The 21,971-nt window shown below is 71.2% G+C and carries 19 protein-coding genes; 8 read left to right on the top strand and 11 right to left on the bottom strand.

Going from position 1 to position 21,971, the window contains the following annotated elements:
- Nucleotides 1-41: 41 nt before the first annotated feature.
- The 4 genes from BN159_RS20230 to ssd all read right to left on the bottom strand — a co-directional run bounded on the left by BN159_RS20230 (nt 42) and on the right by ssd (nt 4,127).
- Nucleotides 42-827 (bottom strand): type II secretion system F family protein, encoded by a 786-nt coding sequence (locus BN159_RS20230; protein WP_015658852.1) that lies wholly within the window; start codon nt 825-827, stop codon nt 42-44.
- 57 nt (nt 828-884) lie between these two features.
- On the bottom strand, nt 885-1,763 hold the full coding sequence (locus BN159_RS20235; protein ID WP_015658853.1) for a type II secretion system F family protein: 879 nt from the start codon (nt 1,761-1,763) through the stop codon (nt 885-887).
- Complete coding sequence (locus tag BN159_RS20240) at nt 1,756-2,955, bottom strand: TadA family conjugal transfer-associated ATPase (RefSeq protein ID WP_106435903.1); 1,200 nt, start codon at nt 2,953-2,955, stop codon at nt 1,756-1,758. The genes BN159_RS20235 and BN159_RS20240 overlap by 8 nt, the downstream gene beginning before the upstream one ends.
- A gap of 74 nt (nt 2,956-3,029) precedes the next feature.
- Entirely contained in the window at nt 3,030-4,127 is a 1,098-nt protein-coding gene (gene ssd / locus BN159_RS20245; RefSeq protein ID WP_015658855.1) for a septum site-determining protein Ssd, read from the bottom strand.
- Between the two features lie 579 nt (nt 4,128-4,706).
- On the opposite strand from ssd, the gene BN159_RS20250 reads away from it, so the two are divergent.
- Entirely contained in the window at nt 4,707-5,540 is an 834-nt protein-coding gene (locus BN159_RS20250; protein WP_015658856.1) for an HAD family hydrolase, read from the top strand.
- A 378-nt stretch (nt 5,541-5,918) separates the two neighbouring features.
- On the opposite strand, the gene BN159_RS20255 is transcribed toward BN159_RS20250, so the two are convergent.
- Nucleotides 5,919-6,743: a Fic family protein gene (locus BN159_RS20255; protein ID WP_041819581.1), complete on the bottom strand. Its 825-nt coding sequence runs from the start codon at nt 6,741-6,743 to the stop codon at nt 5,919-5,921.
- A 101-nt stretch (nt 6,744-6,844) separates the two neighbouring features.
- Here BN159_RS20255 and BN159_RS20260 point away from each other — a divergent pair, with 101 nt between their 5' ends.
- Nucleotides 6,845-7,825, top strand: coding sequence for an ATP-binding protein (locus BN159_RS20260; RefSeq protein WP_015658858.1), 981 nt, complete (start codon nt 6,845-6,847; stop codon nt 7,823-7,825).
- A gap of 31 nt (nt 7,826-7,856) precedes the next feature.
- On the opposite strand, the gene BN159_RS20265 is transcribed toward BN159_RS20260, so the two are convergent.
- Nucleotides 7,857-9,131, bottom strand: a complete 1,275-nt coding sequence (locus tag BN159_RS20265) for a polysaccharide deacetylase family protein (RefSeq protein ID WP_015658859.1) — start codon at nt 9,129-9,131, stop codon at nt 7,857-7,859.
- 342 nt (nt 9,132-9,473) lie between these two features.
- Between BN159_RS20265 and BN159_RS20270 the strand changes: the two genes are divergently transcribed.
- Complete coding sequence (locus BN159_RS20270; RefSeq protein WP_015658860.1) at nt 9,474-11,945, top strand: bifunctional SulP family inorganic anion transporter/carbonic anhydrase; 2,472 nt, start codon at nt 9,474-9,476, stop codon at nt 11,943-11,945.
- A 17-nt stretch (nt 11,946-11,962) separates the two neighbouring features.
- Here the strand turns inward: BN159_RS20270 and BN159_RS20275 are convergent, their stop codons facing one another.
- Both BN159_RS20275 and BN159_RS20280 read right to left on the bottom strand, forming a co-directional pair.
- Entirely contained in the window at nt 11,963-12,580 is a 618-nt protein-coding gene (locus BN159_RS20275; RefSeq protein ID WP_015658861.1) for a hypothetical protein, read from the bottom strand.
- Nucleotides 12,577-13,182: an RNA polymerase sigma factor gene (locus BN159_RS20280; RefSeq protein WP_015658862.1), complete on the bottom strand. Its 606-nt coding sequence runs from the start codon at nt 13,180-13,182 to the stop codon at nt 12,577-12,579. Before BN159_RS20280 ends, BN159_RS20275 begins: the two co-directional genes overlap by 4 nt.
- 256 nt (nt 13,183-13,438) lie before the next feature.
- On the opposite strand from BN159_RS20280, the gene acs reads away from it, so the two are divergent.
- From acs to BN159_RS20305, 5 genes are all read left to right on the top strand, one after another.
- Nucleotides 13,439-15,394 carry an acetate--CoA ligase gene (acs, locus tag BN159_RS20285; protein ID WP_015658863.1) on the top strand — a complete coding sequence of 652 codons (1,956 nt, stop codon included), beginning with the start codon at nt 13,439-13,441 and terminating at the stop codon, nt 15,392-15,394.
- A gap of 178 nt (nt 15,395-15,572) precedes the next feature.
- Nucleotides 15,573-17,015: a Na+/H+ antiporter NhaA gene (gene nhaA / locus BN159_RS20290; protein WP_015658864.1), complete on the top strand. Its 1,443-nt coding sequence runs from the start codon at nt 15,573-15,575 to the stop codon at nt 17,013-17,015.
- Between the two features lie 67 nt (nt 17,016-17,082).
- Nucleotides 17,083-17,574 carry a phage holin family protein gene (locus tag BN159_RS20295; protein ID WP_015658865.1) on the top strand — a complete coding sequence of 164 codons (492 nt, stop codon included), beginning with the start codon at nt 17,083-17,085 and terminating at the stop codon, nt 17,572-17,574.
- Entirely contained in the window at nt 17,571-18,512 is a 942-nt protein-coding gene (locus BN159_RS20300; protein ID WP_015658866.1) for an alpha/beta fold hydrolase, read from the top strand. Before BN159_RS20295 ends, BN159_RS20300 begins: the two co-directional genes overlap by 4 nt.
- A gap of 154 nt (nt 18,513-18,666) precedes the next feature.
- Complete coding sequence (locus tag BN159_RS20305; RefSeq protein ID WP_015658867.1) at nt 18,667-18,849, top strand: hypothetical protein; 183 nt, start codon at nt 18,667-18,669, stop codon at nt 18,847-18,849.
- A 28-nt stretch (nt 18,850-18,877) separates the two neighbouring features.
- Here the strand turns inward: BN159_RS20305 and BN159_RS20310 are convergent, their stop codons facing one another.
- From BN159_RS20310 to nth, 3 genes are all read right to left on the bottom strand, one after another.
- Entirely contained in the window at nt 18,878-20,077 is a 1,200-nt protein-coding gene (locus BN159_RS20310) for a MarP family serine protease (RefSeq protein WP_015658868.1), read from the bottom strand.
- Nucleotides 20,078-20,140: 63 nt separating this feature from the next.
- On the bottom strand, nt 20,141-20,824 hold the full coding sequence (locus tag BN159_RS20315) for an NUDIX hydrolase (protein ID WP_015658869.1): 684 nt from the start codon (nt 20,822-20,824) through the stop codon (nt 20,141-20,143).
- On the bottom strand, nt 20,821-21,657 hold the full coding sequence (gene nth, locus BN159_RS20320; protein WP_015658870.1) for an endonuclease III: 837 nt from the start codon (nt 21,655-21,657) through the stop codon (nt 20,821-20,823). The genes BN159_RS20315 and nth overlap by 4 nt, the downstream gene beginning before the upstream one ends.
- Between the last annotated feature and the right edge of the window lie 314 nt (nt 21,658-21,971).

A 21,971-nucleotide genomic window follows, 5' to 3' on the forward strand; every position in this document is an offset into this window, starting at 1 on the left:
ATGACTACACATCACTACAAGTCGCCGATATCGCACCCACGTCATCCACCACCCCCTCCGCCCAGCACCCCGTCCGCCAGCCCGATCACCACCGGCAGCACGCCCACCGCGATGAACGCGGGCAGGAAGCACAGCCCCACCGGCACGGTGACCAGTACCGCCGCCCGGCGCGCCCGAGCCGTCGCGGCCCGCGCCCACGCGGCCCGGGCGTCCGCCGCGAGCCGTGCCACCGGTCCGGCCGCCGGAAGCCCGGACACATCGGCCCGCTCCAGCAACCGCGCCAGGTCCCCGGCACCGGGCAGCGCCGCCAACTTCCGCCAGGCCTCCCCGGGTTCACCACCCAGCCGCACCTCGGCCGCGCCCCGCGTCAGCCCGTCCCCCACCGGTCCGCCGAGCGCCTCACCCACGGCCTGCGCCGCGATCACGGGCCCGGCACCGGCGGCGATACAGGCCGCCAACAGATCGGCGGCGAGCGGAAGTTGCCGGGCCGCCTCAGCGGCGTCGTACTCCACGCCCACGGCAGCCACCCGCCGCCCACGCCACCGGTGCAGGGCGACGGCACCGACCAGCCCGACCACCACCCCGGCGACCCCACCGACCAGCACCCACCCGGCACACCCCACCGCCACCACAGGCACCCACCGCCGCGCCAAACCCGGTACGTCGAACCTCCGCGCGGCCGGTGCCTCTACCGCGACCAGCAGCTCGGCGAGCCGCCGCCGCGCCCTTCGCTCACACCGCACGGCCCCCACCCACCGCACCAGCCACCCCAGCCCCAGCGCGATCCCCACAACAACCCCCAGCCTGTGGACAACTTCCGTACTCACAGCGCCTCCTCCTTCCGACTCGCCGACTCACAACCCGGTCCACCCGACTCGCCCCGCTCACACCGCCTCCGCCCCGCGCACGATCCGCAGCGCCCACCACACGCCCAGCCCCTCCAGCACCCCGCCGGCGAACAGGCATCCGAGCCCGGCACCGCTGTGCAGCAGCACCCGCAGGGGATCGGCGCCCATGACCGCGCCCAGGAGCAGTCCCAGCACCGGTAGCCCGGCGAGCATCAGCGCCGTGGACCTGGCGCCCGCCAACTGCGCCCGCAGGTCTTCCCGTTGGTCCCGCTCCGCCCGTAGTGCCGCTTCGAGCCGGTCCAGTCCGGCCGCGAGTCCCGCGCCCTGGTCCACGGCCACCCGCCAGCACGCCGCCAGCCCCAGCAGCCCCTCGGCACCCGGTTGTCGCGCCGCCGCCGCGAGGGCGCCGGGGACATCGCCGCCGAACCGCGCGGCAGCCAGCACCGTCGCCTGCGCCTCACCAAGTCCGCCGGTGTACCGCGCGGCCCGCAGCAACGCCTCCCCCGGCTGCCGTCCCGCGCGCACCTCACCGGCGAGCGCCGCGCACAGCGCGATCACCGCGTCGCCCCGCCGCTCCCGAGCCCGCCGCGCCTGACCGGCCACCCGAACCCGTCGCAGCAACGGCACCCCGGCCGCCCCGGCGACGAGCGGCAGCACCGAGCCCCCGAGCACCGCCAGCACAACCCCGACGGCCACCGCCCACCACTCGGCCCGCAACCGCCCCCGGATCCGCCGCACTTCACCGACCGCGCTCTCGCGCCAGCCGGGCGGCCCAGCCCCCATCACCCCACCCCCGGCGAGTAGCAACCGCGCCCGCCGCGCCCCGACATTCCGCCCGTTCATCAGCCACAGAACAGCCGCCCCGGCACAGAGAACCGCCCCGGCCGAAGCCCCACCCATCCCCGTCTCACCCATCGCGCTCCCCGCTCCCCGTCCGACCTCGCAACAGCCCCAGCTCAACGACCTCGCACCCCAAGAGCCCCCGCAACCGCCCCCACCCCCGCTCCGCCACAAACGCCCCCGTCCCCCACCGCAGCGCGGGCACCGTCCGCACCAGCCCCGACGGATCCCGCTCCAGCACCTGCACCTCGGCGATCCGCCGCCGCCCATCACGACCCCGCACGAGATGCAGGACCACCGACAACGCGGCCGCCAACTGGCTGTGCAGCGCCGCCCGGTCGAGCCCCGCCGCCGTACCGAGCGCCTCCAGGCGGGCCGGGACATCGGCCGCCGCGTTGGCGTGGACAGTGCCGCAGCCGCCTTCGTGCCCCGTATTGAGAGCAGCCAGCAAATGAATGACCTCCGGCCCCCGCACCTCACCCACGACCAGCCGATCCGGCCGCATCCGCAGCGCCTGCCGCACCAGGTCCTGGAGCGTGACGAGCCCCGCTCCCTCCTGGTTGGCGGGCCTGGTCTCCAGCCGTACGACATGCGGATGGTCGGGCCGCAGCTCGGCGGAGTCCTCGGCGAGCACGATCCGCTCACCCGGCCCGACGAGCCCGAGCAGCGCGCTCAGCAGCGTGGTCTTGCCACTGCCGGTGCCCCCGCTGATGAGGAACGACAACCGCGCCTCCATCAGCGCCCGCAGCACCCGGTCCCCGCCCGGTGGCACTGTGTCCGCGGCCACCAGTTCGTCGAGCGTGAACGCCCTCGGCCGTACGACCCGAAGGGACAGGCAGGTGCAGCCGACGGCCACCGGGGGCAGGACCGCGTGCAGCCGGGTTCCGTCGGGAAGCCGGGCGTCGGCCCAGGGCCGCGCGTCGTCCAGGCGCCGCCCGGCCACCGCGGCGAGCCGCTGGGCGAGGCGTCGTACGGCCGCCGCGTCGGGGAAGCGGACGCCGGTCAGCTCGAGTCCGCCGCCGCGGTCCACCCAGACCCGGTCCGGCGCCGAGACCAGCACATCGGTCACCGACGGATCGGCGAGCAGGGGTTCCAACGGCCCGCTGCCGACCAGCTCGGACCGCAACTGCTCGGCCGCGCCCAGTACTTCGGCGTCCCCGAGCACCCGCCCCTGCTCACGCAGCGCCTGCGCCACCCGCGCGGGCGTCGGCTCGGCCCCGCTCTCCGCAAGCCTGCGCCGCACCCCGTCCAACAACCCGGGCGTCATGTCGGCCCCGACCACGGAGCGAGCCCCGTCGACCGAGCGAGCCCCGTCAACGGCCTCCAACCCCAGAAACGTACTCATGCCGCCTCCACCAACGCCCGCTCCCAGAACCCCCGGCAAAAGCGCGCCAAAGGGCCACGGCCCGCCGCGGCGGGCGGCGTCCTGCTCTCGTGCCGACGGCGCAGTCCCGGCTCGGTCGGCACCTCTCCCGCCAGGGGCAGGCCGAGGAGTCGGGCGACCTCGCGGTCGTCGAGGCCGGGGGCGTACGGACCGCGGACCGCCACTCGCAGATCGCCGAGCACCATCCCGACCGCGGAGGCCACCCGTCCGGCCGCCGTGACGGCGCGCAGTTCGGCGGGGACCACCAGGAGGCCGACATCGAGCTGGGCGAGCGCCTCGGCGACACCGTCGTCGATCCGGCGCGGCAGGTCGACGACGACCGTGCCGCCCCGGCGGCGGGCGGCGGCCAGCACCGCCCGTACGGCCTGCGGCGGTACGGCGACGCAGTCCCCGCGGTCCCAGCTGAGCACCCGCAGGTCGTGCAGCCGGGGCAGCGACTCCTCCAGGGCGCCGCCGCCGACCCGCCCGCGTGAGGCGGCGAAGGCCGGCCAGCGCAGTCCCTCGGCCGTTTCGCCGCCGAGGAGTACGTCGAGTCCGCCGCCCAGCGGATCGGCGTCCACGAGCAGCGTGCGCAGTCCCTCCCGCGCGGAGGTGACGGCGAGGGCGCACGCGAGCGTGGATGCCCCCGCGCCGCCCCGCCCGCCGATGACGCCGACGGTGAGGGCGGGCCTGCCGACTCCCTCGGCCACGTCGGCGATGCGGTCGACCAGCCACTGCTCGCCGTCGGGGAGCATCAGGACGTGGTCGGCGCCGATCTCGACAGCCCGGCGCCAGACTCCGGAGTCGTCCTGGTCCCGGCCGACCAGCACCACCGAGCGCCTGCGGGCGGCGCCGCGCACCCGCCGGGCGGCGTCGTCGCCGACCAGCACGAGCGGCGCGGCCTCCCAACTGCCGCGCGGCTCCGGGATCCCGTGATGGACCTCGGGTGTGGCGCCCGCCGCCGCGCACAGGCGCAGCAGGTCGTCCAGCAGACCGGCGTCCTCGGTGACGATCAGCGGTGCGCCCGGCCGGCCCGAGGCGGCGGGCGGCGGTTCCTGTGTGGCGGCTGCGGCCATGGTCTCCCCCTTGCTGCTTCTCTCGCGCAGCCCCTGCGGCCCCGCGATTCCCAAACGTGTGAAGAACCGGGCAACCGGTCTCCATATGAGCGGCCGATACGAACCGGCCAAACACGTCGGACTAACCGGAGCCGGCCATGAAGTCGGCCCCGGCGGGACGCGTCGGAATCACGGTGCAGCGATGCCGGAAATCGTGTGGATCTTGGTCGAAAACTGTGTACAACTCAGCGGCTGTGAATATCGCCGTCACCCAAACCGGTGAGCCTTGAACCAACTCCCGTGCGACTTCCGCAGAGCAGCGCGACAGCTACACACAGTGACGGATCATGGGCATGCCGAAGAGGCGGCCGAAACCGCCTCTTCAGGCCTCAAGGCCACTGGAAAAGAGAGAAAAACCGTTCGGACATGCGACGACCCCCGCCGGGGGGGAGAGCGGGGGTCGTCCCCACGGCCGACTCGGGGGGGGAGGAGCCGGACCGGGTTAGCACGGTCGCGAACGATCCGTGACTTCCATGGTGTACCCGAGAGCCCTCTCAGGCAAACCCACGCGCCACACCTTACGCCGAATGGGCTGCGCCTATGCTCGGGGTCGTGGAAAACCACTCCTTGCCCCGCACAGCGGCCTTCTTTGACCTGGACAAGACGGTCATTGCGAAGTCGAGCACGCTCACGTTCAGCAAGTCCTTCTACCAAGGCGGACTGATCAACCGCAGGGCCGCCTTGCGGACCGCATACGCCCAGTTCGTCTTCCGCGTGGGCGGTATGGACCATGACCAGATGGAGCGCACCCGGGAGTACCTCTCGGCGCTCGTCCGCGGCTGGAACGTCCAGCAGGTCAAGGAGATCGTCGCCGAGACCCTGCACGACCTGATCGACCCGATCATCTACGACGAGGCCGCCTCCCTCATCGAGGAGCACCACACCGCCGGCCGCGACGTGGTCATCGTGTCCACGTCGGGCGCCGAGGTGGTCGAGCCGATCGGCGAACTGCTCGGCGCCGACCGGGTGGTGGCCACCCGAATGGTCGTAGGGGACGACGGTTGCTTCACCGGCGAGGTGGAGTACTACGCGTACGGCCCGACGAAGGCCGAGGCCATCAAGGAGCTGGCCGCGTCCGAGGGGTACGACCTCTCGCGCTGCTACGCCTACAGCGACTCGGTGACCGATCTGCCGATGCTCCAGTCCGTGGGCCGTCCGCACGCCGTGAACCCGGACCGCGCGTTGCGCCGCGAGGCACTCTCACGCGGGTGGCCGATTCTCGATTTCCACCGCCCGGTACGGCTCAAGCAGCGGTTCCCCGCGCTCTCCGTCCCCGCCCGTCCGGCGCTCGTCGCGGCGGCCGCCATAGGAGCCGCGGCGGCCACCGCGGGCCTCGTCTGGTACGCCAGCCGCCGCCGTACCGCGGTCGTCTGACCTGCGCCGACACCGCCCCTTGGGGACGTTCGGCATTCCGGTGCCCGTTTGGCTCGCTTTTGGGGTCAAAAGTAAAGAACCGCAGCCAGGGCTTCCGCTTGCTCCGGAGCTGGAGTAGAAAGGAGTCAACGGCCCGCGAGACCAAGGACATCCGAGAGGATCACCTTAAAAACGCAATTGGCCCCACGGACCGAGCATGAACACCGGGCACCCACGCGACGTCGACCCGTCGATTACGGGCCAGCCGCACCAGGTGACGGGCAAAGTCCCCGACCTGATGGGCAACATATCGAGGACGCTTGGTAACCCGGTGAACATGCCAGCGGCGGTACGAATCCTCGTACCGCCGCAACCCTGTTCCCGGCCTTCTCCGGCCTTTTACGCCGCCCCGCGTTGCAGCGCCTCGCATACCGCCGTCGACTCGCGCGCACCCAGCTCGACCGCCTTGCCGCAGTGCGCGATCCAGGCCGCCATGCCCTCGGGCGTGCCGGAGACATAGCCGTCGAGCGCCGCGAGATAGGCCGCGCGGCCGAGTTCGGCGTAGCCCACTTCCGACGGGCACACGGACTTCGGGTCGAGGCCGCTGCCCACCAGCACGATGCGTTCGGCCGCGCGGGCGACCAGGCCGTTGTGGGAGGTGAAGGGGCGCAGCGCCATCAGTTCGCCGTGCACCACGGCCGCCGTCACCAGCGCCGGGGCGGAGCCGCCCGCGATGATCAGCTCGGACAGGCCCTCAAGGCGTCCGTTGACCTCGGCGGCGCTCGGCAGCGGCAGCTCGACGACCGACTCGTCGATCGGCTCACCGTCCTGGCGCGGACGCCCGACCTCCGGGCCGTTGGTCGCCGCCGCCACCAGATGCAGTCGGGCCAGCACCCGCAGCGGCGACTGCCGCCAGATGGACAGCAGTTGCCCCGCCTCGGCGGTCAGCCGCAGGGCCGCGCCCACGATGCGCGCCTCGTCGTCACCGCTGAAGTCGGTGCGCCTGCGCACCTCTTCCAGCGCCCAGTCGGCGCCGGACAGGGCCGCAGAGCCGCGGGCGCCGCGCAGCGCCGCCTCGGAGGTGATCGCGTTGCTGCGGCGGCGCATGATCCGGTGTCCGTAGACCCGGTCCACGGCCTTGCGCACGGACTCCACGGACTCGGCCACACCGGGCAGCGCGCCCAGGGCCGCGAGCGGATCGGCGGTCGCGCCTGTCGTACTCATGAGTACGACATTACGCACCCCACGGCTCCACTCCACGATCGAGTGGCCTTCTTCACGTCCGCCTGTCACCCACAGCCCATTCACCACTACCCTTACTGAACATGAAAATTGCTTTCGTCGGGAAGGGCGGCAGCGGCAAGACGACCCTGTCGTCCCTGTTCATCCGGCATCTCGTGGCGACCGGGGCGCCGGTGCTCGCGATCGACGCCGACATCAACCAGCACCTGGGGGCAGCGCTCGGCCTCGACGACCCCGAGGCGGCCGCGCTGCCGGCGATGGGCGACCGGCTCCCACTGATCAAGAGCTACCTGCGCGGCTCGAACCCGCGCATCGCCTCCACCGAGACGATGATCAAGACCACCCCGCCCGGCGAGGGCTCCCGGCTGCTGCGGGTGTGCGAGCCCAATCCGGTCTACGACGCCTGCGCCCGGCCGGTGGAACTCGACGGCGGCGCCGTCCGTTTGATGGTCACCGGCCCCTTCACCGACGCCGACCTGGGGGTCGCCTGCTACCACTCCAAGACGGGAGCGGTGGAGCTGTGCCTGAACCACCTGGTGGACGGGCGTGACGAGTACGTCGTGGTGGACATGACCGCGGGCTCGGACTCCTTCGCCTCCGGCATGTTCACCCGCTTCGACATGACGTTCCTCGTCGCCGAGCCGACCCGGAAGGGGGTCTCCGTCTATCGCCAGTACAAGGAGTACGCCCGCGACTTCGGCGTCGAACTGAAGGTCGTCGGCAACAAGGTGCACGGCGAGGAGGACCTCGACTTCCTGCGCGCGGAGGTTGGGGACGACCTGCTCGTCACGGTCGGGCACTCGGACTGGGTGCGCGCCATGGAGAAGGGCCGCCCGCCCCGGTTCGAGCTCCTGGAGGACGCCAACCACCGCGCCCTGCACCGGTTGCGGGAGGCCGTGGACGCGACGTACGACGGCCGGGACTGGCAGCGCTACACCCGCCAGATGGTGCACTTCCATCTGAAGAACGCGCAGTCGTGGGCGAACGAGCGGACCGGGGCCGACCTGGCCGCGCAGGTCGACCCTTCGTTCGTCCTCGACGAGAGCGTCGTCGCTCCCGCATGAGCGGGTGAGCGCCTGACCGCCTGGGCGGGCGCTACTGCCGGGCCGCCGGTGCCCCGGGCACTCCCTTGGGGGCCGGGGCCGGGCGGCCCGACAGGAAGTCCGCCCAGCCCTGCTGCGGGGTCTCGCCGACCGTCAGCGTGGTGAGCTTGGCCAGCGTCGTGGGGTCCTGGGCGTCCAGCCAGTCCGCGAGCTGGCGGAAGGAGACACAGCGCACCTCGGCCTGGGTGCACACGGTCTCGACGACCTCCTCGACGGCCCGCATATAGGTGCCGCCGTTCCAGGACTCGAAGTGGTTGCCGATGATCAGCGGCGCGCGGTTGCCGTCGTAGGCCCGCTGGAAGCCCTGGAGCAGGCCGTCGCGCATCTGGTCGCCCCAGAAGTCGTACTTGTCGGGGTCACCCTGGCTGGTGGTGCCGGACTGGTTGACCATGAAGTTGTAGTCCATGGTCAACTGCTCGAACTTGTGCCCGGGGAACGGCACCAGTTGCATCGACAGGTCCCACAGGCCGTCCTTCTTCTTGGGCCAGACCTGGTTGTTGACGCCGCTGGTGTCGTAGCGGAAGCCCAGTTCGCGGGCGGCCTGCATGAAGTTCTCGCGGCCCTCCAGGCACGGGGTGCGGGCGCCGATGAGCTCTTTGTCGTAGTCGAAAGGCAGCGGCGAGGACTTCGTCATCCCGGTGTTGGTCTTCCAGGACTTCACGAAGTGCTTCGCCTGCGCGATCTCCTCCTTCCACTCCGCCACGGACCACTCGCCCACACCGCCGCCCTTGCCGCAGAAGTGGCCGTTGAAGTGGGTGCCGATCTCGTTGCCCTCCAGCCACGCGCCGCGCAGTTGCTCGACGGTGTCGGCGATGCCCTGCTCGTCGTTGAAGCCGATGTCGGAGCGGCCCGGCGAGTGCTGCGGCGGCCGGTACAGGTCCCGCTTGTCCTCGGGGAGCATGTACACACCACTCAGGAAGTACGTCATCGTCGCGTTGTTGGCCTTGGCGACCTTGCGGAAGTGGGAGAACAGCCGCTGTCCGTCCTCGCCCGCGCCGTCCCAGGAGAACACCACGAACTGCGGCGGTTTCTGACCCGGCTTCAGGCGCTCGGGCCGCGGCAGATGCGGCTGGGCCCCGGTGTACGCGGTCGAGCCGTCGCCGATCAGCCGCACCGGGCTCTTGGGCGGCGCCTGGGCCGGCTTCGCCCTCTGTGGACCGGGGGCTCCGGCCTTCGCGCCCTCGTTGCCGGTCCCGCAGCCGGCGAGTGATACGGCACAGACCGCGGCGATTACGGCGCCCGCGGCGATCCTCTGGGTGGCGGCCATGTTCCGCCCACCTACTTCCTTCTCTCGGGGCCAACGCCGAAAGAGGCGTTTTCTGGCGATCTGCCGGAAAAGAGCCGACAGCGCCGTCAAGATTGCACGGGGCCGAGAAGGAATTAATACGACAAGCCGACCGAAGAGCCACTTCACTCATTCAGGTGAGCTATTCGCCCATTTGCCCGGAAACTCTATGCCCACCCTTTACTCTGCATTACGATCCGTTTACCGAGCGTTGATTCATCCCGCCGCTGCATGCCGTGACCCACGGCCGCCGACCCGACCCCCCGCCATCCCGACGGGGACCGCCAGATCCGCGACCGCGCTGCCCCGGAGGAGACGGGAACCATGTCAGCCTGCGTCCCCACCCGCACCACCGACCCCACTCGGCCCGAGCACTCCCACCAGTCCCACAGTCCGCCACCCACCCGGCACCGTCGCTTCCGGCTCGCCGGTGCCGATGTGTCCGCGTCCGTCGCGGTCTTCCTGATCGCCCTGCCGCTGTCCCTCGGCATCGCGCTCGCCACCGGCGCACCCCTCCAGGCCGGGCTGGTCGCCGCCGCCGTCGGCGGACTCGTCGCCGGCCGCCTCGGTGGCTCCCCGCTCCAGGTCAGCGGCCCCGCCGCCGGTCTCACGGTGGTCACCGCCGACCTCATCCAGCGCTACGGCTGGCGCACGACCTGCGCCATCACCGTCCTCGCCGGGGTCGTCCAACTCGGCCTGGGCTGTCTGCGCGTGGCGCGCACCGCGCTCGCCGTCAGCCCCGCCATCGTGCACGGCATGCTCGCGGGCATCGGCGTCACCATCGCCGTCGCCCAGCTGCACATCGTCCTCGGCGGCACCCCGCAGAGCTCCGTCCCCGACAACCTGCGCGCCCTGCCCGCCCAGTTGGCGAAGCTGCACCCGGCCGCCGTCTCGGTGAGCGCTCTCACCCTCGCCCTGCTGCTGCTCTGGCCGCGCATCCCCGGCCGGGCCGGACAGCTCCTGCGCAGGATCCCGGCCGCCCTGATCGCCGTCACCGGAGCCACCGTTGCCGCCTCGCTCGCCGCGCTGAAGCTGCCCAAGGTCGACCTGCCGTCCTGGACCAGCCATGCGCTGGCCGGACTCCCCGAAGGCCCGGTGCTCGGCATCGTTGCGGCCGTGCTGACCACGACCCTGGTGTGCAGTGTGCAGTCGCTGCTCGGCGCGGTCGCCGTGGACAAGCTGATCGCCGCCCGCCCCGGACCGCCGGCCGACGTCGGCCGCTCCGGCCTGGACCGCGAGCTGCTCGGGCAAGGCGCCGCCAACATCGTCTCCGGCGGCCTCGGCGGACTGCCCGTGGCCGGGGTCGCGGTGCGAAGTTCGGCGAATGTGAACGCGGGTGCCGTGAGCCGGAACTCCACGATGCTGCACGGCGTTCTCGTAGTAGTCGCCGCGCTGCTGATGGTCCCGATCCTGGAGCTCATCCCGCTCGCCTCGCTCGCCGCCCTGGTGATGGCCGTCGGCATCCAGATGGTGTCCCTGCACCACATCCGCACGGTGACCCGCCACCGAGAAGTGCCGGTCTACGCCGTCACCACCGCCGGCGTGGTCTTCCTCGGCGTCCTGGAGGGCGTGACGCTGGGGATCGCGGTCGCCGTCGCCGTCGCCCTGCACCGTCTCGCCCGCACCCGGATCACCCACGACGAGAAGGAAGGAGTCCATCACGTACGCGTCCGAGGCCAGTTGACCTTCCTCGCGGTGCCCCGGCTCAGCCGTGCCCTGCATCTCGTTCCCCAAGGGACCCGTGCCATCGTGGAGTTGGACGGTTCCTTCATGGACCACGCGGCGTACGAGACGCTCCAGGACTGGCAGAGCACGCACACCGCGCGGGGCGGTTCCGTCGAGCTCACCGGCCGTCGTGCGGGGTTGCGGATCGCCGAGCCCGGAGTCCCCGTCACCGGGCAGGCGGAAGCCCGGTCCGCCGACCCGGCCGCCCCCACCGGTTGCCGTTGCAGCCCCTGGACGCCCTGGCGCAACCACCAGTGCGAGCGCCCGCAGCTCGCGCCCACGACCGGCGCCGGGCCGGACACCCCGGGCCGCTCCACCGGAGCCGGGGCGGATGCGGCGGAGGATGGGGCCAGGCCCGCCCATGGGCCGAGCGGGCATGAACTGGCGCGTGGCATCAGCGCGTTCCAGCGCAACACCGCACCGCTGGTGCGCGGTGAGCTGGCCCGGCTGGCGCGGGAAGGGCAGCGGCCCTCCCAGCTGTTCCTCACCTGTGCCGACTCGCGCCTGGTCACCTCGATGATCACCTCCAGTGGTCCAGGGGACCTGTTCGTGGTGCGCAATGTGGGCAACCTCGTGCCGCTGCCCGGGGAGGAGAGCGGGGACGACTCGGTGGCGGCCGCGATCGAGTACGCGGTGGAGGTGCTGAAGGTGCGCTCCATCACGGTGTGCGGGCACTCCGGGTGCGGGGCCATGCAGGCGCTGCTCAACTCCGAACCCGGCGGCGCGCGGACACCGCTCAAGAGGTGGCTGCGGCACGGGCTGCCGAGTCTTGAGCGCATGGCCGACGAGGGTCGGCCGTGGGCCCGGCTGGCGGGGCGGGCGCCGGCCGACGCGGTCGAGCAGCTGTGCCTGACCAATGTGGTCCAGCAGTTGGAGCATCTGCGGGCCCACGAGTCGGTGTCACAGGCGCTGCGGGAGGGGGTGCTGGAACTGCACGGGATGTACTTCCACGTGGGCGAGGCGCAGGCGTATCTGCTCACCGACGCGTCCAGCGCGGAGGAGTTCGACCGTGTGACCGACGCGGACGGTCTGCGCAGTCCGGCGCAGTCCGGGCCCCGCGCGCCCCGGTGAGCCTACGTACTCCCCGCTCAGCGGGGACCGGATGTCTCCCCCGGGCGGGGCGGGGCGGGGACCGGATTGCACGGGGCGGCCTCACCGCGGAGGAAGGAGAGGCCGGTGACCGGCAGGAAGCTCCCGTCGGGCTGGCGCTGCCCCATCTTCTCGACGGCCAGGGAGTCCCCGCGCCGCAGGTCGAACACCCGGCCGGGGCCCCCATCCGCATCGGAGCGGCCCCGGACCGCCTCCCCCCGGGGCTGGGTGCACTCGTAGCCGTCCGGCACATCGTCCACGACCACGTGGATGCCGTGTGCCTTGAGCCGTTCGACGAGTCCGTCCGGCAGAGTGCCGCCGAGGCCGAACTCGTTCATGGTGACCGTCAAGGTCCCGTCCGGGTGCGACACCACCGCGTAGGCCGGGCTTTCGGCGGGGGAGCCCGGAACCAGCACCCAGGCGCCCGCGACGGCGGCGCAGGCCAGGGCGACGAGGCCGAGCCTCGGCGCGGTGAGGGCCGTACGGCGGCGGCGCCACACGGACGTCGGCGCCCCGTCCGTCGTACGGTCCTCCGCCGCAAGGTCCCCCGCGCGCAGGTCGATCTCGCGGTGCAGTTCTGCGAGCAGTCGGTCCTCGAATGTCGGCCTGGTGGTCATGCCTCTCCCCCGGTTTCTCCGGTGACGTATGACAGGGATGTGCCGCGGGGTCCGTCGGCGGGCTCGTCCGCCGCCCGGCGCAGCGACTTGCGCGCGCGGTGCAGCCGTACGCGGGCCGTGACCTGGGTGATGCCCAGTGCGGCGGCGGCCTCGGGAACCGTCAGCTGGTCGACCACGATCAGCTCCAGAACGGCTCGCTCCCCCGCGGGGAGCCGTTCCAGGGCGGCGAGGGCGCGGCGGCCGGGGCTCTCCGCGTCGAGCTTGTCCTCCAGGCGGGCGATATCGTCGGGTTCCAGGAGCCGCCGGCCGGAGATGCGCCGGTCGCGGGCGGTCTCGCGGGCCACCCGGCGGTACTCGCCCGCGACGACGTTGCGGGCGATCCCGTAGAGCCAGGCGGTCTCGCTGCCCCGTCCCGGGCGGTAGGTGTGGGCGGAGTCGAGGACCGCGAGGAAGATCTCGGCGGTGAGGTCGGCGACCGTGTGCGGGTCCGCCACACGCCGGGCCACAAAGGACGTCATGGCGTCCACATGGCGCCGGTAGAACTCCTCGAAGAGTTCAGGGTCGCGAACGGCCGCCTGCGGCCCGCCCCGTATCCCTTCCACTCGGAACTCCCTTCTCGTGGGTGGCGTTACACCCGTACTTGGGCCGGAGTGTGAGAGGCGTTACAGACCATGAACTCTGCCTGGTCGACGTCCGTGAGTACGTGTGACTCCGGCCGCCGAAGCCGACGTACGAGAGAGACCCCACGAGACCCACAACAGGTCTAAACCAATTTCCCGTCGGCCCTTGTCATCGAGCCCCCGGGTCTGATGAGCTGTGGCCTGGGACACAACGGACACCCTGGGAAAGGGAGATGTCGTGAGCAATGAAAGCCTGGCCAACCTCTTGAAGGAGGAGCGACGCTTCGCGCCGCCCGCTGACCTGGCCGCGAACGCCAACGTCACGGCGGAGGCGTACGAACAGGCCAAGGCTGACAGGCTCGGCTTCTGGGCCGAGCAGGCCCGTCGGCTGACCTGGGCCAAGGAGCCGACCGAGACGCTGGACTGGTCGAACCCGCCGTTCGCGAAGTGGTTCAAGGACGGCGAGCTCAATGTCGCGTACAACTGCGTGGACCGGCATGTGGAGGCCGGGCTCGGAGACCGGGTCGCCATCCACTTCGAGGGGGAGCCCGGCGACAGCCGCGCCATCACCTACGCCGAGCTCAAGGACGAGGTCTCCAAGGCGGCGAACGCGCTGCTGGAGCTGGGTGTCCGCAAGGGCGACCGGGTCGCCGTCTACATGCCGATGATCCCCGAGACGGCCGTGGCGATGCTCGCCTGCGCCCGGATCGGCGCCGCGCACTCCGTCGTCTTCGGCGGCTTCTCCGCGGACGCGCTCGCGACCCGTATCCAGGACGCCGACGCCAAGGTCGTCATCACCTCCGACGGCGGTTACCGGCGCGGCAAGCCGTCCGCGCTCAAGCCGGCCGTGGACGAGGCGATCGACCGCGTCGACAACGTGGAGCATGTGCTCGTCGTGCGGCGCACCGGCCAGGACGTCGCCTGGAACGACAGCCGTGACGTGTGGTGGCACGAGATCGTCGAGCGGCAGTCCGCCGAGCACACCCCCGAGGCCTTCGAGGCCGAGCACCCGCTCTTCATCCTCTACACGTCCGGTACGACGGGTAAGCCGAAGGGCATCCTGCACACCTCCGGCGGCTACCTCACCCAGGTCGCGTACACCCACCACGCCGTCTTCGACCTCAAGCCGGAGACCGACGTGTTCTGGTGCACGGCCGACGTCGGCTGGGTCACGGGGCACTCATACATCGTCTACGGGCCGCTCGCGAACGGCGCCACGCAGGTCATGTACGAGGGCACGCCGGACACCCCGCACCAGGGTCGCTGGTGGGAGATCGTGCAGAAGTACGGGGTCACCATCCTGTACACGGCGCCGACCGCCATTCGTACGTTCATGAAGTGGGGCGACGACATCCCCGCGAAGTTCGACCTGTCCTCCCTCCGCATCCTCGGTTCCGTCGGTGAGCCCATCAACCCCGAGGCCTGGATCTGGTACCGCAAGCACATCGGCGCCGACACCAAGCCGATCGTCGACACGTGGTGGCAGACCGAGACCGGCGCGATGATGATCTCGCCGCTGCCCGGCGTCACCGAGACCAAGCCCGGTTCCGCCCAGACCCCGCTGCCCGGTATCGCCGCGACCGTCGTCGACGACGAGGCCAACGAGGTGCCGAACGGCGGTGGCGGCTATCTGGTCCTGACCGAGCCGTGGCCGTCGATGCTGCGCACCATCTGGGGCGACGACCAGCGCTTCCTCGACACCTACTGGGCGCGTTTCGAGGGCAAGTACTTCGCCGGTGACGGCGCGAAGAAGGACGAGGACGGCGACGTCTGGCTGCTCGGCCGGGTCGACGACGTCATGCTCGTGTCCGGCCACAACATCTCCACCACCGAGGTCGAGTCGGCGCTCGTGTCGCACCCCTCGGTCGCCGAGGCGGCCGTCGTCGGCGCGGCGGACGAGACGACCGGGCAGGCCATCGTCGCCTTCGTGATCCTCAGGGGTACGGCGGCGGAGACCGAGGACCTGGTGGCGGAGCTGCGCAACCACGTGGGCGCGACGCTCGGCCCGATCGCCAAGCCCCAGCGGATCCTGCCGGTGGCGGAGCTGCCGAAGACCCGCTCCGGCAAGATCATGCGCCGACTGCTGCGGGACATCGCGGAGAACCGTGAGCTGGGCGACGTCACCACGCTGACCGACTCCACGGTCATGGACCTCATCCAGGCCAAGCTGCCGGCCGCGCCCAGCGAGGACTGAGCGGGCCGTCACACCGCGGGGAGCGTCCGGCGCCGGGCGCTCCCCGACGTGCGTCACGGGGTCCGCCGTATGCCTGCCGCGCACAGGTTAGGTACGCTAAGAAAACGTAAAATCGCTAAAGGTGCGCCGGGAAGTCTGGTCGGCAAGTGTTTGTGCTGCCCACTTTCCGGAGGTTCCCGTGTCCGCGCCCCACACCAGCCGCAAGGTTCTCGGACGGCTGTCCCTGCCCGAGCGGACCTTCGTCGCGGACGCGCTGCGCACCGAGACCGTCGGCGGTGTGCTGCTGCTCGTGGCCGCCGTCGCGGCGCTGGTCTGGGCGAACGTCCCGGCACTGAGCGACAGCTACGACAGCGTCAGCCACTACCACATCGGGCCCGCCGCGCTCGGCCTCGATCTGTCGGTCGCGCACTGGGCCGCCGACGGACTGCTCGCGATCTTCTTCTTCGTCGCCGGGATCGAACTCAAGCGAGAGCTGGTCGCCGGTGACCTCAGGGACCCGAAGGCCGCCGTACTGCCGGTGGTGGCCGCGCTGTGCGGAATGGCCGTACCAGCGCTCGTCTACGTCCTCACCAACGTCGTCGGCGACGGCTCCCTGGACGGCTGGGCCGTGCCCACCGCCACCGACATCGCCTTCGCGCTCGCCGTGCTCGCCGTCATCGGCACCTCCCTGCCGAGCGCGCTGCGCGCCTTCCTGCTCACCCTCGCCGTCGTCGACGACCTCTTCGCGATCCTGATCATCGCGATCTTCTTCACCGACACCCTGAACTTCGCCGCGCTCGGCGGCGCCGTGGCCGGTCTCGCGGTCTTCTGGCTGCTGCTGCGCAAGAACGTCCGCGGCTGGTACGTCTACGTCCCGCTCGCGCTCGTGATCTGGGCGCTGATGTACAACAGCGGCATCCACGCCACCATCGCCGGTGTCGCCATGGGCCTGATGCTGCGCTGCCACCCGCACGAGGGCGAGCAGCACTCCCCCGGCGAGCACATCGAGCACCTGGTCCGGCCGCTCTCGGCGGGCCTGGCGGTACCGCTGTTCGCCCTGTTCAGCGCCGGTGTCGCCGTCTCGGGCGGGGCGCTCGGCGAGGTGTTCACCCGGCCGGAGACCCTGGGCGTCGTGCTCGGACTCGTCGTCGGCAAGGCGGTCGGCATCTTCGGCGGTACCTGGCTGACGGCCCGCTTCACCAAAGCCTCCCTCAGCGACGAACTGGCCTGGGCGGACGTCTTCGCGGTGGCGACTCTGGCCGGCATCGGCTTCACCGTCTCGCTGCTCATCGACGAGCTCGCCTTCGAGGGCGACGCCACCCTGACGGACGAGGTCAAGGCTGCCGTTCTGCTGGGCTCCCTCATCGCGGCGACCCTGGCGACCGTGCTGCTGAAGATACGGAACAGCCGGTACCGCAGGATGACCGAGGACGAGGAGCGCGACGAGGACCTCTCCGGCGTCCCCGACATCTACGAGCAGGACGATCCGGAGTACCACCTGCGGATGGCCGCCATCCATGAGCGCAAGGCTGCCGAGCACCGCCGGATCGCCGAGGAGAAGGCGGCGGAGAGGGCCGCGGAGCTTGCGCGGCTTGCCGAAGTGGCGGGCGGGGCAGGCGAGGAGAACAACCGTCGGGCATGATCTGACGGGACGGTACAAAAGACGAGACCTCACCCAGACGGTCAGAAGTCACAAGAGGGAGAACGCGATGAGCGCACCCGACGGCAGCCCGGTCGGCGCCGAACGCAGCATCGGCCAGCTGTTCGCCTCGGCGACGACCGAGATGTCGGCCTTGGTGCACGACGAGATCGCTCTGGCCAAGGCGCAGCTCAAGCGGGACGTGAAGCGCGGCGCGACCAGCGGCGGCGCGTTCGTGGTGGCCGGCGCGGTGCTGCTGTTCTCCCTGCCGATGCTCAACTTCGCCCTGGCGTACGGCATCCGGACCTGGAGCGACTGGAATCTCGCCCTCTGCTTCCTGCTCTCCTTCGCCGCGAACGTGCTCATCGCCGTGGCCCTCGCGCTCATCGGCGTCGTCTTCGCGAAGAAGGCCAAGAAGGGCAAGGGCCCGCAGAAGGTCGCCGCCTCGATGAAGGAGACGGCGGGCGTCCTTCAGAACGCCAAGCCGCACCCGCGTCCGGCGCCGGCCCTGGAGGACCGGTCGCCCGCCGCGCTCGAGCCTGTGGCACGCTCGTCGTCATGACGGACCCTGCCCCCACCCCTCCGGCGCAGCCTGCCTCGGTCGCACGACTCGATGGTCCCTGGACCCATCGGGACGTGGCGGCCAATGGTGCGCGCTTCCATATCGCCGAGATGGGCGACGGGCCGCTGGTCCTGCTCCTGCACGGCTTCCCGCAGTTCTGGTGGACCTGGCGGCACCAGCTCCCGGCGCTCGCCGACGCCGGGTTCCGGGCCGTCGCCATGGACCTGCGCGGGGTCGGCGGCAGCGACCGCACCCCGCGCGGGTACGACCCCGCCAACCTGGCACTCGACATCACCGGAGTGATCCGCTCCCTCGGCGAGCCGGACGCCGCCCTCGTCGGCCACGACCTGGGCGGCTATCTGGCGTGGACGGCGGCGGTGATGCGCCCGAAGCTGGTACGGCGGCTCGCGGTCGCCTCGATGCCGCATCCGCGGCGCTGGCGCTCGGCGATGCTCGCGGACGTCAAGCAGACGACCGCCGGCTCCTACATCTGGGGGTTCCAGCGGCCCTGGATCCCGGAGCGGCAGCTCACCGCCGACGACGGGGCGCTGGTGGGGCGGCTGATCCGGGACTGGTCCGGGCCGCGGCTGCCGGAGGACGACGCGGTGGACATGTACCGCCGTGCGATGTGCATCCCCTCGACCGCGCACTGCTCGATCGAGCCGTACCGCTGGATGGTCCGCTCGCTGGCCCGTCCCGACGGCATCCAGTTCAACCGTCGGATGAAGCGCCCGGTCCGGGTGCCCACGCTGCATCTGCACGGCTCCCTGGACCCCGTGCTGCGCACCCGCAGCGCGGCAGGATCCGGCGAGTACGTCGAAGCCCCGTACCGCTGGCGCCTGTTCGACGGCCTGGGACACTTCCCGCATGAGGAGGATCCCGTCGCTTTCTCCGCGGAACTCGTCAATTGGCTGAAGGATCCTGAACCGGACAGATGAGTACGGCCGGTCCGACCCGGTCGGTGACCGTTCGGACGCTGCCGGTATCCAGATCTGAACACCTGTACTACGAACAGCCAATTGCCCGGCGCATAGGCCAATTGGGGGCCCTGGGGGCGGTTATCGACCTTGGGGCAGGGGCAGACGTCGGGGTATGGGCTGGACGCACGACTACAACGACGTAGCACGCAACCGCCGCTCGGGCAGCGCCCTGAGCTCCCACCAGGGCGGCAGTGCCCCGCAACTCGCGGGCACCGACCTCCGGGTGGGGATTCCGCGCATTCTGCGCCGCCGGGCCCGCTGGGTCTCGGTACGCCTGCGCCACCCCCGCGGCTGACCGCCCCGGGGCTTCATTCACCAGGGGCTCACAGCGCGCAGCTGTCGCTGTCCACCTGCTCGTTCGCGGTGCGTCCGGCGGCGATGTCCTCCCGGATCTCGTCCGCGGTGAGCGCATAGCCGGTGTCGGCGTCGTCGAGGGACTTCGCGAAGACCACGCCGTACACCTTGCCCTCGGGCGTGAGCAGCGGGCCGCCGGAGTTGCCCTGGCGGACGGTCGCGTACAGCGAGTAGACGTCGCGGTGCACGGTGCCGCGGTGGTAGATGTCCGGACCGTTGGCCGGGATGCGGCCGCGGACTCGGGCGGCGCGGACGTCGTAGGCGCCGTTCTCCGGGAAGCCGGCGATGATCGCGCCGTCGCCGCTGCGGGCGTCGGTGGAGGTGAACTCCAGCGCGGGCGCGTCCAGATCCGGGACGTCGAGCACGGCGATGTCGCGCTTCCAGTCGTACAGCACGACCTGCGCGTCGTACTTGCGCCCCTCTCCGCCTATCTGGACGGTGGGTTCGTCGACGCCGCCCACCACATGGGCGTTGGTCATCACGCGACGGTCGGCGAAGACGAAGCCGGTGCCCTCCAGGACCTTGCCGCAACTGTCCGCGGTGCCCACGACCTTGACGATGGATCGCTTCGCGCGCGTGGCCACGCCGCTGTTGGCGAGCGCCGGGTCGGGCGGCTGTACGTCGGTGATGGGCTCGTTGGAGAACGGGCTGAAGACCTGCGGGAAGCCGTTCTGCGCGAGGACCGAGGAGAAGTCCGCGAACCAGGTGTCGGCCTGCGCGGGCAGCGCGCGGGACACCCCGAGCAGCACCTTGGAGTTACGGACCTCCTTGCCGAGCGTCGGCAGGGTGGTGCCGGCCAGCGCCGAGCCGATCAGCCAGGCGACCAGCAGCATGGCGACGACGTTGACCAGAGCGCCGCCGGTGGCGTCCAGGGCGCGGGCCGGGGACCAGGTGATGTAGCGGCGCAGCTTGTTGCCGAGGTGGGTGGTGAGCGCCTGGCCGACGGAGGCGCAGACGATGACGACGACCACGGCGACGACCGCGGCGGTCGTGCCCACCTCGGAGTTGTCCGTCAGGGCGTCCCAGATCACCGGAAGCAGGTAGACGGCGACGAGTCCGCCGCCGAGGAAACCGATCACCGACAGGATGCCGACGACGAAGCCCTGGCGGTAGCCGACGATCGCGAACCACACCGCGGCGACCAGCAGCAGGATGTCCAGCACGTTCACCGCTTCAAGCCTCGCCTCGTCACTTCACGGCCCCCTGATTCACACAGCACGGCGCCCACCCTGTCATGACCGCCAGTCCAGCGGGACCTGCTTCTCCCGGTCCCAGGGCCGCTCCCAGCCCGCGAAGTGCAGCAACCTGTCGATGATGCCCGCGGTGAAACCCCAGACCAGGGCCGATTCGACCAGAAATGCCGGACCCCGGTGGCCGCTGGGGTGGACGGCGGTGGCGCGGTGGGCGGGGTCCGTGAGATCCGCCACGGGCACGGTGAAGACGCGGGCCGTCTCGTTCGGGTCGACGACACCGACCGGGCTCGGCTCGCGCCACCAGCCGAGGACGGGGGTGACCACGAACTCGCTGACCGGGATGTACAGCCGGGGCAGGACCCCGAAGAGCTGTACGCCCGTCGGGTCGAGGCCGGTCTCCTCCTCGGCCTCGCGGAGCGCGGCCCGCAGCGGCCCGTCGGTCTTCGGGTCGCCGTCCTCGGGGTCGAGGGCGCCACCGGGGAAGGAGGGCTGGCCCGCGTGCGAGCGCAGGGAGCTGGCGCGCTCCATCAGGAGCAGCTCGGGGCCGCGGTCGCCGTCGCCGAACAGGACGAGTACGGCGGACTGCCTGCCGGCGCCGTTCTTCGGGGGCAGGAAGCGGCTCAGCTGTATGGGCTCGACCGTCTCCACGGCGTGGACGACGGGGGTCAGCCAGGAGGGCAGGCCGTCCTTGCTCAGCGCCACCATGTCGCTTGCGTTGGTCATCCGGCGGCCCCCAGCGGCAGTGCCGCCTTCCCGCCCGCTTCCAGGTATGCCTGCGGGGGGTTCAGGCGCTGCCCCGGGAAGCCGCCCTTCTCGTACTTGAGGAGCTTCTTGGCCTTCTCGGGGTCCGTTTCGCCCTCGCCGTACGCCGGGCAGAGCGGGGCGATGGGGCAGGCGCCGCAGGCCGGTTTGCGGGCGTGGCAGATACGGCGGCCGTGCCAGATGACGTGATGGGAGAGGTCGGTCCAGTCGCTCTTGGGGAACAGCGAACCGATCTCGGCCTCGATCTTGTCGGGGTCGGTCTGCTCGGTCCACTGCCAGCGCCGCACCAGCCGCTGGAAGTGCGTGTCCACGGTGATTCCGGGCCGCCCGAAGGCGTTGCCGAGCACGACGAACGCGGTCTTGCGGCCGACGCCCGGCAGTTTGACCAACTCTTCGAGACGCCCCGGCACCTCGCCGCCGAAGTCCTCGGACAGGGCCTTGGACAGGCCTATGACCGACCTGGTCTTGGCCCGGAAGAACCCGCACGGACGCAGGATCTCCTCGACCTCCTCCGGGTTGGCGGCGGCCAGGTCCTCGGGGGTGGGGTACTTCGCGAAGAGCGCGGGGGTCGTCTGGTTGACGCGCAGGTCGGTGGTCTGGGCGGACAGGACCGTGGCGACCAGGAGCTGGAAGGGGTTCTCGAAGTCCAGTTCGGGGTGGGCGTACGGGAAGACCTCGGCGAGCTCGCGGTTGATCCGGCGCGCGCGGCGGACGAGGGCGGTACGGGACTCGGCCTTCGACGGCTTCGCGGAGGCCTTCGTCGGCTTCGCGGAGGCCTTCTTCGCAGGGGTCACCTTTTTTGCCGCTTTTGACGGTTTCCTTCCGCCATCGGGCTCCTGTTCGCCCACAGCGGAATCACGACGTACAACCACCCGCCCAGCCCCCTTGGCCTGTGCTCTCACCGGCGATTTGGACACCCGGCCAGCCTAAAGCCCGGCACTGACATCCGCCCCGAGCCCTGAAGATCAGCCCCCAATTGGACCCCTGCCGCTTAACTCGGGACACGTGTGCGGCATCCTTGTGACAGATCACACTGTTTGGACGGTCCGGCAAAATGGGGAGCACGGTCCCCTGGTACCAAGGGGGAGCAAGATCCCCTGAGCAGGTC

The sequence above is a fragment of the Streptomyces davaonensis JCM 4913 genome (genome assembly GCF_000349325.1).
GTDB lineage: Bacteria > Actinomycetota > Actinomycetes > Streptomycetales > Streptomycetaceae > Streptomyces > Streptomyces davaonensis.

What these genes read in the sequence shown, in the direction of transcription:
- BN159_RS20240 (WP_106435903.1), bottom strand. Translation starts at nt 2,955, where the DNA reads ATGACGCCCGGGTTGTTGGACGGGGTGCGGCGCAGGCTTGCGGAGAGC.
- BN159_RS20305 (WP_015658867.1), top strand. Translation starts at nt 18,667, where the DNA reads ATGGGCTGGACGCACGACTACAACGACGTAGCACGCAACCGCCGCTCG.
- BN159_RS20270 (WP_015658860.1), top strand. Translation starts at nt 9,474, where the DNA reads ATGTCAGCCTGCGTCCCCACCCGCACCACCGACCCCACTCGGCCCGAG.
- BN159_RS20300 (WP_015658866.1), top strand. Translation starts at nt 17,571, where the DNA reads ATGACGGACCCTGCCCCCACCCCTCCGGCGCAGCCTGCCTCGGTCGCA.
- BN159_RS20250 (WP_015658856.1), top strand. Translation starts at nt 4,707, where the DNA reads ATGCTCGGGGTCGTGGAAAACCACTCCTTGCCCCGCACAGCGGCCTTC.
- BN159_RS20265 (WP_015658859.1), bottom strand. Translation starts at nt 9,131, where the DNA reads ATGGCCGCCACCCAGAGGATCGCCGCGGGCGCCGTAATCGCCGCGGTC.
- BN159_RS20295 (WP_015658865.1), top strand. Translation starts at nt 17,083, where the DNA reads ATGAGCGCACCCGACGGCAGCCCGGTCGGCGCCGAACGCAGCATCGGC.
- BN159_RS20315 (WP_015658869.1), bottom strand. Translation starts at nt 20,824, where the DNA reads ATGACCAACGCAAGCGACATGGTGGCGCTGAGCAAGGACGGCCTGCCC.
- ssd (WP_015658855.1), bottom strand. Translation starts at nt 4,127, where the DNA reads ATGGCCGCAGCCGCCACACAGGAACCGCCGCCCGCCGCCTCGGGCCGG.
- BN159_RS20275 (WP_015658861.1), bottom strand. Translation starts at nt 12,580, where the DNA reads ATGACCACCAGGCCGACATTCGAGGACCGACTGCTCGCAGAACTGCAC.
- BN159_RS20260 (WP_015658858.1), top strand. Translation starts at nt 6,845, where the DNA reads ATGAAAATTGCTTTCGTCGGGAAGGGCGGCAGCGGCAAGACGACCCTG.
- BN159_RS20255 (WP_041819581.1), bottom strand. Translation starts at nt 6,743, where the DNA reads ATGAGTACGACAGGCGCGACCGCCGATCCGCTCGCGGCCCTGGGCGCG.
- BN159_RS20235 (WP_015658853.1), bottom strand. Translation starts at nt 1,763, where the DNA reads ATGGGTGAGACGGGGATGGGTGGGGCTTCGGCCGGGGCGGTTCTCTGT.